The sequence below is a fragment of the Halovivax limisalsi genome, from assembly GCF_023093535.1.
Taxonomy (GTDB): domain Archaea; phylum Halobacteriota; class Halobacteria; order Halobacteriales; family Natrialbaceae; genus Halovivax; species Halovivax limisalsi.
This window is the reverse complement of the sequence record NZ_CP095757.1, coordinates 3,588,523-3,601,366: the sequence shown is the minus strand read 5'-3', so window position 1 is coordinate 3,601,366 and position 12,844 is coordinate 3,588,523. Positions and strand designations below refer to the sequence as shown.

The following is a 12,844-nucleotide window of genomic DNA, read 5'->3' as shown; positions in this document are numbered from 1 at the left end:
GAAAGTGCCCGGGTCGCAACCATCCGGACGTGCGGGGAGATAGCCCGACCGATCGAGCCGCCGGCGCCGTCGAATTCGACCCGGCGTCCGCCCACCTCGTCTTCGTCTACGGGACGCTCACAGATCCGGAGCGAGTCGAGGCCGTGCTCGAAACCGACCGGTTCGCGTTCCGCGGCGCGGTGACACTCGTCGGCCTTCGCCGCGTCGACGGCGAGTACCCGACGCTCGTGCCGGGCGGGCCCGACCGCGATCACTCGCTCACCGTCGACGATTCTCGACCCGCGGTGAACGGCCGGCTTCTCGCCGTCGACGACGCCGGCCTCGAGTCCCTCGACGCGTACGAGGGCGTCGATCGCGGACTGTACGTCAGGGTCGCGGTCCCCGCCCGGCTGTCGGCGATCGACGCCGAGGAAGCCTGGTGTTACGTCGGGGATCCGGATCGCCTCGACGCGCCGGGGACCTGGCCCGGCAACGCCGGGTTCGAATCCCGTGTTCGCGACGCGCTCGACGACTCCGAGGCGTTCGTCACCGACGCAACTGGGACCGACTGACGTAGCGAGCGTCGCCCTGTTGTCGACTCCTCCGGTGCCAGGGCTGACTGGCCGACCCCCGGATGCCGCCCGTCTGCCCGGCGTCTGACGGTCGAATCGCCCCGCCGCAGTAATGCGGTTTCACTTTCACTCTGCCTTCCCCACGTTTATGTGTTCACCGTCCTCTCGTACGAGTGCACGTCACACGCCGTGCACCCCTTGTATTCCCTTCGCGTCGACCCGGATCACCCGGGCCGACCGAGATCCGAACTGATGAGCGGCAGTCGCGTCCAGCGATGCGGTCCGGCGGTCGAGTGCGATGGTCCTGGCCGGACGCGATCTACTAACCTTAAACCGTCCCCGTGAGTACCACCGAGCATGCTCGATCTCGAGGACGTCGAAGCCGCGAGGGAGCGCGTGGATCAGACGGCGCGGGACACGCCGCTCGAATACTCGCACACCTACACGGCGATGACCGACGCGGAGATCCACCTCAAACTCGAGAACTTCCAGCGCACGGGCGCGTTCAAGATCCGCGGCGCGACGAACCGCATCGCGACCCTCTCCGAGGACGAAAAAGCCCGCGGCGTCGTCACCGCGAGCGCGGGCAACCACGCCCAGGGCGTCGCACTCGCGGCCACGCGCATCGGCGTCGACTCGACGATCGTCATGCCCGACCACGCGCCGACGGCGAAGGTCAAGGCGACGCGCAACTACGGCGGCGAGGTCGTCCTCGACGGGGTGGACTACGACGCCGCGGCCGAGCGCGCCCACGAGATCGAACGCGAGCGCGGGCTCACCTACGTCCACGCGTTCGACGACGAGGCCGTCATGGCCGGCCAGGGGACGATCGGCCTCGAGATCGTCGAGGACTGTCCCGAGGTCGACACCGTGGTCGTCCCGATCGGCGGGGGCGGCCTCATCAGCGGCATCGCTGCGGCGGTCAAAGGCCTCGACCCGAGTATCCGCGTCATCGGCGTCCAGGCCGAGGGCGCATCGAGCGCGGCCCCCTCGCTCGAGAAGGGCGAACGCGTCACCATCGATTCCGTCGAGACCATCGCGGACGGGATCGCGACGCGATCGATCGGCGACCGGACGTTCGAACACATCCGGGAGTACGTCGACGAGGTCGTCACCGTCTCCGACGCCGAGATCGCCGTCACGATGGTCTACCTCCTGGAGCGCTCGAAGACGCTCGTGGAGGGCGCTGGCGCCGTCGGCCTCGCGGCGACGATCTTCGAACGGTTCGACTACGCGGACGGCGAGGTGATCGTTCCGCTGCTCTCCGGCGGCAACGTCGACATGAACACGCTGACGACCGTCATCCTGCGCGGCCTCGTCGAGATGGGTCGCTACCTGAAAATCCGGACCGTCCTCAAGGATCGCCCGGGTGCGCTGGAGGACCTCCTCTCGATCTTCTCCCGGCACGATCCCAACATCTACTCGATCCATCACGATCGGACCTCCCGCGAGATCGAGCTCTCCGACGCCGAGGTCGAGATCGAACTCGAGATGCGCGGCCACGACCACGTCGACGCGTTACTGGGCGACCTCCGGGAGGCCGGGTACGAGGTCGAGGAAGTGATGTAGATTCGAGGGGGCAATCGAGTCATTCACCTTCGGAGACAAAAACGCGTTTCAGCGAACGGTTTTCATCCCGCTACTGGTACGACGTGACATGGCATCCGATTCCACCGAGGCCGGGGCAGGTGGGTACGTCCCGGTCGTCGACGCCGACGAACTGCGAACGGAGGGACGAAAACTCGTCACGCCGGAGGGCACCGCAATCGCGCTGTTTCACCACGAGGGCGAGGTCCGCGCAGTCGACAACCGGTGTCCCCACATGGGCTTTCCCCTCTCGGACGGCACCGTCGAGGACGGCATCCTCACCTGTCACTGGCACCACGCGCGATTCGAGCTGTCCTGTGGCGACACCTTCGATCCGTGGGCGGACGACGTCCGGACCTATCCGGTCGAGGTGCGCGACGGGACGGTCTACGTCGATCCGAATCCGCCGCTCGATCGCCCGGCCGAAGCACACTGGGCGGATCGACTCGAGAGCGGCCTGGAGGAAAATCTCCGGCTCGTCGTCGCCAAGTCGACGGTCGGCCTGCTCGACGCCGGCGTCGACCCGCAAGATCCGATCACGTCGACGCTCGAGTTCGGCACCAGCTATCGCGAGCTGGGCTGGTCGTCGGGCCACACGATCCTCGGCTGTATGACGAACCTGCTCGACGACCTCGACCCCGACGATCGCAAACGCGCCCTCTACACGGGCGTCCGTCACGTCGCCGACGACTGCGACGGCGCGGCCCCGCACTTCGACCAGCCCTCGTTTGCGACAAGCGAGGTTTCGCTCGATCGACTTCGCAGCTGGTTCCGCGACTGCATCGAGGTTCGCGACAGCGACGGCGCCGAGCGCTGTCTGCGAACGGCCGTCGCGGCGGGCTACGGCGACTGCGCGCTCGCGGATCTCGTGTTCACCGCCGCGACGGACCACCCGTACCTGTCGTCGGGCCACACCCTCGATTTCGCGAACAAGGCCTTCGAGAGCCTCGACGCCGTCGGCTGGCCGGACGGTGGCCGCGGCGGGGAGTCCGGCGACGGTGCAGCGGGATCGGCCGCCGGCGACGGGCTGGTCGCCGACACGCTCGCCTCGCTCGTCCGGCCGCTCGCCACGGCGAACCGGAGCGACGAGTCGGCCGCCTGGCGCCGGCCGGTCGATCTCGTGGCGCTCCTCTCGGACGTCTACGGCGAGGACGTCTCGGACGTCTCCGGGATCGAAGCGCTGGTGGATGCGGGGTCTGGCGAGACGTGGACGCGCCCGGCCGACTTCCGCGAGACGCTGTTGAGCGACGATCCCGAGGCGATCGTCGACGCCCTCGCAGAGGCGGTCCGCAACGGCGCTGATTCGGCGACACTCGCGGCCGAGGTGAGTCGCGCCGCCGCCACGCGCGTCGCCCGCTTCGGGACGGCCAACGAGTTCAACGACTGGAACACCGTCCACCACACGTTCACGTACGCGAACGCGGTCCACCAGGCCGCCCGTCGAACCGACGCCCCGGCGCTCTACCGCGGGGTCTTCGACGCGGCGATGAGCGTCTACCTCGATCGGTTCCTCAATACGCCGCCCGCGCCGGTTCCGGCCCCCGGCGAGACCGAGTCCGATCGCGATCCGGCCGACATCCGGTCGGCCCTGCTCGAGACCTTCGACGAGGAGGGATCGGTGAACGAGGCGGGTCGCTTAGTCGCGGCGCACTTCGATACGGGGGGCGACGTCGACGAACTCAAACGGACCCTCGGGCACGGACTCCTCCGCGAGGACGCCGGCTTTCACACCCTGCAGAACGTCGAGGCCGCGTTCCGCCAGCACGACCTCGCGGAGACCGAGCGCGATCGCAGACTCCCCATGATCGCCACGGCACGCTACATGGCTGCACACTTCCCGACCCGACGCGAGGCCGAGCAGACCTTCTCGATCGCTACCCGGTTGAACCGGGGCGAGCGGATTCACGAGGCCTGACCGCACGAGGCTTTCGAAACTGGAAACGAGGGGTCGGGAGAGTGTCCGATGAACCCGTCACTTCTCTCCACATTGCGACGGTTGAAACCGACCCGTTTTTCGCCCGCGACGCCGAATGACGCCCGTGGAGATTCACGTTTACTACGAGGGCGACGACGATCCGGAGAAGTGCACGGCCCGCCGGCTGGAGCGCTTCGACGAGGCCGTCCTCCACCGCCAGATGAAGGCAGTTCCCTACGGAGTAGCCCTTAATCCACACGCCGAGCAGGCGCTCTCGCCAGCCGATCGCGCGGACGCCCTCGACACGCTCGTCGCCCTCGATTGCTCGTGGGAATCCGCGGGCGAAGCCGCGTTTTCCATGGCCGGCGAGCACCGCGCCCTCCCGTTCCTCGTCGCGGCCAATCCGGTCAACTTCGGTCGGCCGTTCGAACTGACCACCGTCGAGGCGCTCGCGGCGGCCCTGTGGATCCTCGGCGAGCCCGAGCACGCCGAACGGCTCCTCGAACCCTTCCGCTGGGGCGAGACGTTTCTCGAACTGAACGCCGAACCACTCCGGCGGTACGCCGCGTGCGAGGATTCGAGCGAGGTGGTCGCCGTCCAGGACGACTACCTCGCCGACGAGTGATCGGATCCAGCGCGGTTTGCTCCTGTAATCTTTTCAATCGGTGGCCCGTAGTTCCTGTATGGTCGAACTCGGCCGGCGAAATTCGTCGACGATCGGTACCGTCATCGGACTGCTCGTTGCGATCGTCGCCATCGTAGGCACGCAGATGTTCGACTGGGAGTGGGGCAGCGATCAACTCGTTCCCACGGTTATCGGCGTCCTCGCCGCGGCGATCGCGCTCGTCCTGGTCGGTCGACGATACCTGTAACTCGGTCCACGCGCCGCAGGGTGCCGATCACGAGTGAGAAAACGGCATCAAACGTCGTCGTTCAGTTGTGAAAGTGGGCCGATCACCCGGATAGCGGCGACCGCGTCTCCGAGTACGCCGGGCGTCGGTCGCGCCGTCGATTACGCCGCCGCTTCGAGTTCGTCCAGGCTCTCCAGGGCCTGGACGACGGCCTGGCGGTAGTTCTCGACCGGCGAGTCGTACTCCTCGCGGGCGAGCTGGGCGTACTCGTTCGTCGGGGCGGTCGCACCGCCCTCAGGGTCGTCGCGCTGGGCCTCCCACTCCTGGGTGGCCTCGATGCGGTCGAGGGTCCGCTCGGCCGTCTCGACGACCCACCGATCGCGGGTGGTCTCGTCGACGATCGTGATCGACTCGGGGCGCAGCGAGACGGTGATCGAGCCGTCCTCGGGTTCGTACGTGCGCGGCTTGCCGACGACGGCGACGTACTCCGGCGGCTCGGCCTCGCGGAGGACCGCCGCGGCTTCGGGCTGGTACTGGCCGGCGTAGACGAAGAACGTGCCCGTCGGGTCGACGACGCGCCCGCGCCAGTACTCCGATTCGTCGCCGACGTCCTCCGTCTCGGTGAGGGTGCCGACGGCGAAGACGCGATTCGCGCGCTCGCCCGTGGGCAAGAGCGCGTAGTTGGGCGCCCGCTCGTCGTCCGATTCCTTGAAGGTGTACGTCGCGTCGTTGAACTCCGAGGCGAAGACGCGGCGGGCGACTTCGCGGGAGATGTCTGACTGGCTCATGTCACATCGACCTCGCTCTGATCAGCAGGGGATCCGGATCGGCCGGATCGGTCAGCTCCGAGACGTCGTCCGCGAGGACGTACCGCCCGAAGGTCGGGCCCTCGATGCGGTAGTAGGTGCCGATGATCTGCTCGCGGATCTCGTCGGCGACGATGGTCGTATCGAGCGCGTCCATCGCCATCTCCTTGGCTTCCTCGAGGGAGATGCCCGTGAGTGCCTCGGTCGATTCCTCGTCGAAGATGACCTCGTGGGCGTCGACGCCGTCGTCGACGACGCCCTTGATCCGGAGGTCGAACTCGCCCTCCACGTCGCCGTGTTCCGAACAGCGGCCGTTCTGGACGACGCGCGTGCAATCGTCGTCGGGACAGCGCTTGATGAGGCCGGAGCCGCTCTGCATGGCGACCATCGCGCCCTCGATTTCGGTGCTGTCGTCGCCGACCTCGATCTCGTCGTCGAGTGCCTCGATGACGGTCGTCTTGTTGAGTTTGACCGAATACCGGCCCTGGTACTCGTCGGTGACGACGTTCTCGAGCCGGTAGACGCCGCCCTCGTCGAGCGTGGGCAGGTCGGAGGTCGCCCACTTGGTGAACTTGATCGTCCCGCTGGGGTCGCCCAGCAGGCCGACCTGGTCGATCGAGTCGCTGCGGGGCTCCCAGAGTTCGATGACCTTGACGGTGACGTCGACCCACCGCTCGGGTTCGTCGATCTCCGCGAGCTCGACCTCGTCGCTGGCGCCGCTCGAGATGTCCTCGCGTTCGAGGCCCGCCTGCTCGAGGTAGTGGTTTGTGACGCTGCGTCGGGCCTCCTCGACGGGGACCTTGTACTCCTCGATCAGCGTCGTGAGTCTGTCCTCGACGTCCGAGACGTCGACGTCGAGGTGGTCTGAAAACTGCGCGTGTACGTCTTCTGCGTGCTGACTGACGTCGCTCATGGTGCTCGCCTCCGCCTGTGTTTCGTCGGGAGGCGTTCGACCGTTGTGGCCGGGAGGTCTTGAACGTACTGGAGGCAGGGTGAAAGTGAACGAGCGACGGTCGAGCCGGCAGGGCGTATCGAGGCGCCGTGGCCCGGAAATTACCGCAGCGGGAATCGATCGGCGGCGGTGAAAGTGGTCGGCGGTCGATCTCCTCGCGACCGACGACCGGGTCGTCGTCACCGAGACGAACGTGCGCCCGACGATCGATCCGGCCCGACACCGGTCGGGAACCATCGACGCCGAACTGGCGGTTTGGTGTTGTTTCCCCATTCACGATTCGTTTCGGATCCGGCACTAGTAGACCAGTCGCAATTCGGGACCGTCCCGATCGCAGTAACGGGGATTTAGGCCGCGGATCGGTGTGCGGACTCCCGACATGAGCGACGGATCGAATGCGGACGGGCGGATCGCGGAACCCACGCGTCGGCGGGTGCTGGCCGCGACGAGTGGGGCGCTGGCTCTGAGGAGCGGGCCGATCGGTGCAGCTGCTGACGGGGAACGAGCGGAGACAGCGGGCGAGCAGGGAGCGAGGATGCCGGACGGGATCCGGCCGTTCGAGCCCTGTCCGGACGCGACGATCGGGCCGAGTCACGTCTCCTGTGCGAGCGCGACGACGGACGGCTGTGCCGACGACCATCCAGAGAGCGTCCGGCTTCGGTCGGCCGTCGAGGCGACGCTGGCCGATCGGTATCCGACGGTCGGCCACCTCGCCGACGACGGATTTCGGCCCTACTTCGACGTGTTCGATCGCGACGCCGACGGCTGGTCGCACTGGCTGCATCCCGACTACGTCGGCGACGACTCGATCCTCGATCCCGAGCGACCCGAATCCGTTCTGGTCGACAATCACAGCTGGCGAGCGATCGGCGTGATGTTCATCGCGACGCGCGAGGGCGACCCCGTCGACCCGCCGGCGGTCTACGGCGACGAGGACGCTGCGGCGGATCGATGCGCGCCGTGGCACGCACACGTCGGACTCCCCGCGCGAAAGGCCTGGTGGTACTACCGAACTGTCCACGGAGACGGGCGCGTACTTTCGCTCCCGTGCGAGACGCCGTGCGTGATGCACGTCTGGACGGTCGATCACCCCGACGGCGTTCACGCCCACGACGCACCCCCTCGCGAGTACCGCGAGGAACCGGTTGCCGACGAGACGGGGCTCGACACTGCGGCCGAACCCGGTGTGGACCTGCTCGGCCCCGCGACGCTTCCCGAGGAGATCGTTCCGGACTGGGTCGCGTCGATTCGGACGTGATACCCGTGCGGTCGTCGGTCGCCGCCGTCCCTCCGCGAACGTGTCGCCCAGTCGGTCGCTGGTGGACGGGGACGAACGGTGCCGTCTGGCGACGAACCTATGTGAGTCGCGACCGAAGTCCCGATATCGACATGTCCAATCGGCGTCGTCTCGAGCGGTTCGTTCGGTCGAAGCTGCAGGAGGCGGGCGAGGAATACGCCGAAATCCGTCGGTCGGCCGACGGGCAACTCGCCGAAGCCAGGGACGCCTACCGGACGGCGAAGAACGCCCGACGCTTACCGAGTGACGAGGAGGGCCGCGCGAAGATCGTCTGTCGGCGCCACGCGGAACGCCGTGCCGTCATGCTCGACGAGGCGTTCCGTCCCGCCTGTTTCGAAGCCGATCATCCCGACTGCGAGAGCTGCGCCGAAGACGTCCAGGCCGGCCGCATCGAGACCTGGTGAGGGAAAACACTCACGTCAGGAAGCGCCCACGTCCCAGCATGGGCAACGCGGAGCGATCCGGGGACGAGTCGGACGACGAGGACGCTAGCGACGAGGGGGCGCCCGAAGACCGGTACGGCCGATATCTCGACCGGCTACTCGACCTCCTCGACCTGTTCACCTGACAGGATCGGCGGGCGTTCGATGCGGTCGTCGCGAGCGACGCCGCTCGCCGACGTTCCTATCGTGGCCGACTCGTCTCCAGGTTCGACCACGATTGCAGCCGTTCGAGGCCGTTCTCGACCTCCGTTTGTGTGGTCTCGAGGGGATCGACCACTTCCGTCGGGAGATCGAGGCGCGAGGCGAGCGACCGGAGCGTCTCGAGTTTCGTCAGTTCGAGCCGTTCGATCTCGCGTCCGGTCTCGGCGGTGAGCCGGTCGGCCAGGTTCGGATCCTGGAAATCCTGGCGTCGGTCGTCGTGCGCGGCGACGATGGCCGCGAGCACCTCGCTCTCGCGTGGCGCCTCGTCCGCGTTCTCGAGGCCCGCGAAGATCGTCTCGAGGCGGGCGATCTGTTCGGTCGTCGTCTCAGCGTGCGCGTCGAAGTACGACGAGAGGTCCTCGTCGGTCGCCGCAGCCGCCAGGCCGGCGAGGTAGTCTTCGAGCTCGCGCTCGATGGTCAGCAGTTCCCGAAGCGTCTCGACGAAGAGTTCCCGTTCCGTTTCGATCATGCGTACGTGATCGCTCGACGGTGGCGGGCATAGACGTGTGGCTTTCACAGACAGCGTCCGCGCCGGTCGCCGACGATCGATACGCGCGAGCTGAACCGGGGGCCGATTGGGGAGCGGGGAACCCGCGTCGCCGATCGGCTCGATCCGGACGTCTGACGAATCGTTAAGTGGATTCGGGACGCAGACGGACCCAGGATGGGCAACAAGAACAAGACGATCTCGTTCCGGGTCAACGAGGACGCCTTCGAGTCGCTCCAGCAGATCGCCGAGGAGCGAGATATCTCGCTCTCGGCCGTCTTCCGGGACTACGTCGACACGCTCATCGAACACGACGGCCAGGTCGCGGTGGTCCCCGAGGACGAACTCGGGGCCGACGATGCCGAGGAGGAGACCTTCCCCCCGACCGTCGAGGTGCCAAAGAGCTTCCTGCGCGAACATGAGCGCCTCGAACTCGAGACCGAACACCTTCGCGAGCAGCTCGAAGAGCACAAGGCCTACGTCACCGACCTGCGCGACCGCCTCGACGACGAGGAAGACGAAGTCCTCCTGCTCGACGACCTGGACGAGGACGAGCCCTACCAGATCGGGTAACCCGTCTGCAGCTGCGTCGTCGACGCGGCGATGATCGGCCCTCGAGCGACGGCTGTCGTCCGTGGCGTCTCGTCGGTCGTTCGGCCCCGACGCTACGCTCACACCCCACCCACAGTTCCGATCAGCCGCTTCCGGTCTCCTTCTCCGAACCGGACCCCTCTCCCCGTCGGTTCGGATGGCTCCGCTCTACCGGGCGAGATCCTGCTTCGCTCGCCGGATCTCGTCGCGCTTCTCGGCGCGCCCGTCGACGTCAGCCAGTCCTTCGGCCGCTTCGAGCGTGCGAACACCGCTATCGAGGAAAGAGAGGACGTCGCCCTCGTAGGCGTAAACCATGTAGTCGTCGCTCATGACGTCGACGATGGCCGACGGGCCGAGCCCCTGCGCCCGGAGATCGAGCAGGTAGCGCACGAACTTCCGCTCCGGGCAGCCGCAGTAAGGATTGTCCTGACAGTCGCAATCGAGGAAGTCGCTCGCGAAGTCGAGCAACCGGTCTCTGGTCGCGTCGTCGACTTTCTCGAGGCCCTCCCCCTGGAACACCAGGTCGAGCGTCGCGCCGGCGAACGCGCTCTTCGGGACGTTCGTCTCGAGCTGCGAACAAAGTTGCCGGTGATTCTTGAGGTAGATCTTCTCGGTGATGGCCACGCGTTGGTCGTGCTACCGCACTCACGGCGAAAAGGCATTCGATCGGGTCGGCCGTCTGGAACCGAAGCGGGACGGCGCGTTCCGAACGATTGCGACACGTTCCCACGGCCCGCTTCGAGGCGTAACGTATTTCACTTTCTCAGTGGGTAGTGGTGAACGCGGACGTGTCCGGGTTGGGGTAATGGTTATCCTTCAGCCTTGTGGAGGCTGAGACGCGGATTCGATTTTCGCACCCGGACTCATAACTTATCTTACACGAACTACACGCAGAGGAGGGTCACTTTCGGCTCTACGTGACGTTTCGGAAAACGGAAACCGTACCCCGAAGTTCAAACCACTCGGTCACATCGTTGAAATTATGTGTACGTGTCCAACATGTGGTGAGTCGTTCGAAACGGAGCGCGGACGCGCCGTCCACCATACTAGTGTCCACGACGAACGACTTCCCAACCGAACCTGCGATAACTGCGGGGAGGCATTCCACTCGACGTACGAGAAGGCCTATTGCTCGGCGGACTGCCTCGAAAAGAGTGGCGCCTACGCTGGCCAGAACAATCCGAACTATCGGGGAGCGAAAGAAGAAACCGATTGCGTCTGTTGCGGTCTCACATTTTCGTTTTATCCGTCGGAGAAAGCGGGTTTGTACTGCGCCGAGTGCGTAGAGACGGTCGATTGGCGCGAGGTCACCCCCGCAACTGGTGCGGACCACCATCGCTGGAACGGCGGCAAACTCGAACTCGAGTGTACCGTCTGTGCCGAGCCGGTCGAGCGCTATCCGAGCAACGTATCGGGCGAGGCGGTTCTCTGTAGCGAGGTCTGTCGACGGACCTGGCTCTCCGAGTCCTTCACCGGCGAGGGCCACCCGAACTGGAAGGGCGGCGGCAACGAACCCTACGGGGAAGGCTGGGCGGCGACGCGGCGGGCCGCCCTCGAACGCGACGACTATCGATGCGTCCGCTGTGGCACCGACCGGGCGGAACTCGGTCGGAACCCCGACGTTCACCACATCGTCCCCGTTCGTCACTTTATCGAGGCGACCGACTTCGAGAAGACCGACGCCCACGCGCTCGAGAACGTCCTCACGCTCTGTCCGCCCTGTCACCGGAAAGCCGATTTCGGCCACTTCGATCCCGCCCACCTCCGCTCGCTGGTCGGAAGCGACCCACCCGAACGGCTCCCACCGACGCCGGCAGACCCGGCGTGAGCGATCGCGACGACCGACCACCCGGGATCGGGCGACGGGACACCAGCCGCCGTCAGTCGGCGGCGCGTCCCCCGCCAGGCGTCACGGACCCGCTCTGCTGGACGACGTCCAGCGCCGTCATGACGTCCGAACGCGAGATGATCCCGACGAGGTCGCCGTTGTCGTCGCCCCACCCGCCGGCCTGCTCGATGACCAGCAGGCGGTCGATCCCCTCCTCGCGCATGCGCTCGATCGCGGTCATCACGTCGGCCGCCGGATCGATCGTCTCCAGATCGGTCGTCAGGATCTCCTCGACGGTGTAGGCGTCGCGCTCGACCGGTTTCACGTTGCGCGCGTCGGTGAGCGTCACGATCCCCACGAGCAGTCCGTCCTCGAGCACGGGGTAGGCGGTGTGGCGCTCCTGGAACATCCGCTGGACGAGTTCTTCGACCGTCGTCTCGGTCTCCACCGTCTGGAGGCGGTCGGCCGGCGTCATGATGTCCGCGACGGTGACGTCCTGGAAGGCCGCTTTCATGGTCACCTGCTGGGACTCGCCGGACGCGGCGATGTAGACGAACAGCGCGACGGCGATCAACACCGGACTCCAGGCGAACAGCCCGACCAGTCCCATGAGGACCGCGAAGAGCTTCCCCACGGTCGCCGCCTGCTGGGTCGCCGTCGCGTACGGCCGGGATCGGGCGAGCAACGCCCGCAGGACGCGGCCGCCGTCCATCGGAAACGCGGGGAGCAGGTTGAAGATCGCGAGCACGACGTTCAGTATCGCGAGGTACGCGAACGTAAACCGAATCCCCGCCTGATCGACCGGCGCGAGCCGAAAGAGGGCGAACGAACCGACGCCGAGGAGGACGGAGACGATCGGTCCCGCGATCGCGATCGCGAACTCCTGGCGCCAGTCCTCCGGCATGTCGGTGAGCGACGCGATGCCGCCGAGCAGCCACAGCGTGATCGAGTCGATCGGGTAGCCGAATCGCTGGGCGGTCAACGAGTGGCCGAGTTCGTGTAACACCACGCCGACGAAGAGCCCGATCGCCGCGACCAGCCCCCAGAAGTACGGCGTGAGTCCGCCGGTCAGCGCGGCCACCTCGATTCCGGCTCCGAGCGCCTCGTTGAACACGCCGGCGGCCGCCTCGATCTGGCGGCCGATGAGAAACGCGAAGACCGGCAGGATCAACAGGAACGTGACGTCGAGTTTGAGGGGGATCCCGAAGAGCGAGCCGATCCGGAAACTCTTCCACATACCGACTGGTACCGTCGCTGCGCCCTTAAACCGCCCGACGCGTGAGAGCCAGCCGGCGACGGCCTGCGCGCCGTTCAGTGGGACGGGATCCCGTGCGT

General features: G+C 66.7%; 15 protein-coding genes. 10 read left to right on the top strand and 5 right to left on the bottom strand.

The genetic code is table 11. The features are described 5' to 3' along the window. Nucleotides 1-29 precede the first annotated feature (29 nt). From MXA07_RS16730 to MXA07_RS16710, 5 genes are all read left to right on the top strand, one after another. On the top strand, nt 30-551 hold the full coding sequence (locus MXA07_RS16730; protein WP_282102527.1) for a gamma-glutamylcyclotransferase family protein: 522 nt from the start codon (nt 30-32) through the stop codon (nt 549-551). A gap of 357 nt (nt 552-908) precedes the next feature. Beyond that, nucleotides 909-2,120, top strand: coding sequence for a threonine ammonia-lyase (ilvA, locus tag MXA07_RS16725; RefSeq protein ID WP_247729734.1), 1,212 nt, complete (start codon nt 909-911; stop codon nt 2,118-2,120). Between the two features lie 88 nt (nt 2,121-2,208). Then, nucleotides 2,209-4,053 carry a Rieske (2Fe-2S) protein gene (locus MXA07_RS16720; RefSeq protein WP_247729733.1) on the top strand — a complete coding sequence of 615 codons (1,845 nt, stop codon included), beginning with the start codon at nt 2,209-2,211 and terminating at the stop codon, nt 4,051-4,053. Between the two features lie 124 nt (nt 4,054-4,177). Further along, entirely contained in the window at nt 4,178-4,678 is a 501-nt protein-coding gene (locus tag MXA07_RS16715; RefSeq protein ID WP_247729732.1) for a DUF367 family protein, read from the top strand. Nucleotides 4,679-4,736: 58 nt separating this feature from the next. Then, nucleotides 4,737-4,925, top strand: coding sequence for a multidrug transporter (locus tag MXA07_RS16710; RefSeq protein ID WP_247729731.1), 189 nt, complete (start codon nt 4,737-4,739; stop codon nt 4,923-4,925). A 140-nt stretch (nt 4,926-5,065) separates the two neighbouring features. Here the strand turns inward: MXA07_RS16710 and MXA07_RS16705 are convergent, their stop codons facing one another. Together MXA07_RS16705 and MXA07_RS16700 are read right to left on the bottom strand one after the other, a co-directional pair. Further along, a complete protein-coding gene (locus tag MXA07_RS16705; RefSeq protein ID WP_247729730.1) occupies nt 5,066-5,692 on the bottom strand; it encodes an RPA family protein in 627 nt (208 codons plus the stop codon). A gap of 1 nt (nt 5,693) precedes the next feature. Further along, complete coding sequence (locus MXA07_RS16700) at nt 5,694-6,623, bottom strand: replication factor A (RefSeq protein ID WP_247729729.1); 930 nt, start codon at nt 6,621-6,623, stop codon at nt 5,694-5,696. Nucleotides 6,624-7,041: 418 nt separating this feature from the next. Here MXA07_RS16700 and MXA07_RS16695 point away from each other — a divergent pair, with 418 nt between their 5' ends. From MXA07_RS16695 to MXA07_RS18210, 3 genes are all read left to right on the top strand, one after another. After that, the gene (locus MXA07_RS16695; RefSeq protein ID WP_247729728.1) at nt 7,042-7,920 is read left to right on the top strand and encodes a hypothetical protein; all 879 of its coding nucleotides are present in this window, start codon (nt 7,042-7,044) and stop codon (nt 7,918-7,920) included. A gap of 131 nt (nt 7,921-8,051) precedes the next feature. Further along, entirely contained in the window at nt 8,052-8,363 is a 312-nt protein-coding gene (locus MXA07_RS16690; RefSeq protein WP_247729727.1) for a DUF7091 family protein, read from the top strand. 38 nt (nt 8,364-8,401) lie between these two features. Beyond that, entirely contained in the window at nt 8,402-8,527 is a 126-nt protein-coding gene (locus tag MXA07_RS18210) for a hypothetical protein (RefSeq protein WP_282102526.1), read from the top strand. Between the two features lie 56 nt (nt 8,528-8,583). On the opposite strand, the gene MXA07_RS16685 is transcribed toward MXA07_RS18210, so the two are convergent. Further along, the gene (locus tag MXA07_RS16685; protein ID WP_247729726.1) at nt 8,584-9,072 is read right to left on the bottom strand and encodes a DUF892 family protein; all 489 of its coding nucleotides are present in this window, start codon (nt 9,070-9,072) and stop codon (nt 8,584-8,586) included. 195 nt (nt 9,073-9,267) lie between these two features. On the opposite strand from MXA07_RS16685, the gene MXA07_RS16680 reads away from it, so the two are divergent. Continuing rightward, on the top strand, nt 9,268-9,663 hold the full coding sequence (locus tag MXA07_RS16680; protein WP_247729725.1) for a DUF8146 domain-containing protein: 396 nt from the start codon (nt 9,268-9,270) through the stop codon (nt 9,661-9,663). 186 nt (nt 9,664-9,849) lie between these two features. Here the strand turns inward: MXA07_RS16680 and MXA07_RS16675 are convergent, their stop codons facing one another. Then, entirely contained in the window at nt 9,850-10,305 is a 456-nt protein-coding gene (locus MXA07_RS16675; RefSeq protein ID WP_247729724.1) for a DUF5814 domain-containing protein, read from the bottom strand. Between the two features lie 640 nt (nt 10,306-10,945). Here MXA07_RS16675 and MXA07_RS16670 point away from each other — a divergent pair. Continuing rightward, nucleotides 10,946-11,509, top strand: a complete 564-nt coding sequence (locus tag MXA07_RS16670; RefSeq protein ID WP_247729723.1) for an HNH endonuclease — start codon at nt 10,946-10,948, stop codon at nt 11,507-11,509. 52 nt (nt 11,510-11,561) lie between these two features. Here MXA07_RS16670 and MXA07_RS16665 read toward each other — a convergent pair whose 3' ends face one another. Next, nucleotides 11,562-12,746, bottom strand: a complete 1,185-nt coding sequence (locus tag MXA07_RS16665) for a site-2 protease family protein (protein ID WP_247729722.1) — start codon at nt 12,744-12,746, stop codon at nt 11,562-11,564. Nucleotides 12,747-12,844: the final 98 nt, after the last annotated feature.

Coding starts and splice junctions, on each gene's coding strand:
- MXA07_RS16710 (WP_247729731.1), top strand. CDS start 4,737: ATGGTCGAACTCGGCCGGCGAAATTCGTCGACGATCGGTACCGTCATC.
- MXA07_RS16705 (WP_247729730.1), bottom strand. CDS start 5,692: ATGAGCCAGTCAGACATCTCCCGCGAAGTCGCCCGCCGCGTCTTCGCC.
- MXA07_RS16690 (WP_247729727.1), top strand. CDS start 8,052: ATGTCCAATCGGCGTCGTCTCGAGCGGTTCGTTCGGTCGAAGCTGCAG.
- MXA07_RS18210 (WP_282102526.1), top strand. CDS start 8,402: ATGGGCAACGCGGAGCGATCCGGGGACGAGTCGGACGACGAGGACGCT.
- MXA07_RS16700 (WP_247729729.1), bottom strand. CDS start 6,623: ATGAGCGACGTCAGTCAGCACGCAGAAGACGTACACGCGCAGTTTTCA.
- MXA07_RS16685 (WP_247729726.1), bottom strand. CDS start 9,072: ATGATCGAAACGGAACGGGAACTCTTCGTCGAGACGCTTCGGGAACTG.
- MXA07_RS16720 (WP_247729733.1), top strand. CDS start 2,209: ATGGCATCCGATTCCACCGAGGCCGGGGCAGGTGGGTACGTCCCGGTC.
- MXA07_RS16680 (WP_247729725.1), top strand. CDS start 9,268: ATGGGCAACAAGAACAAGACGATCTCGTTCCGGGTCAACGAGGACGCC.
- MXA07_RS16665 (WP_247729722.1), bottom strand. CDS start 12,746: ATGTGGAAGAGTTTCCGGATCGGCTCGCTCTTCGGGATCCCCCTCAAA.
- MXA07_RS16695 (WP_247729728.1), top strand. CDS start 7,042: ATGAGCGACGGATCGAATGCGGACGGGCGGATCGCGGAACCCACGCGT.
- ilvA (WP_247729734.1), top strand. CDS start 909: ATGCTCGATCTCGAGGACGTCGAAGCCGCGAGGGAGCGCGTGGATCAG.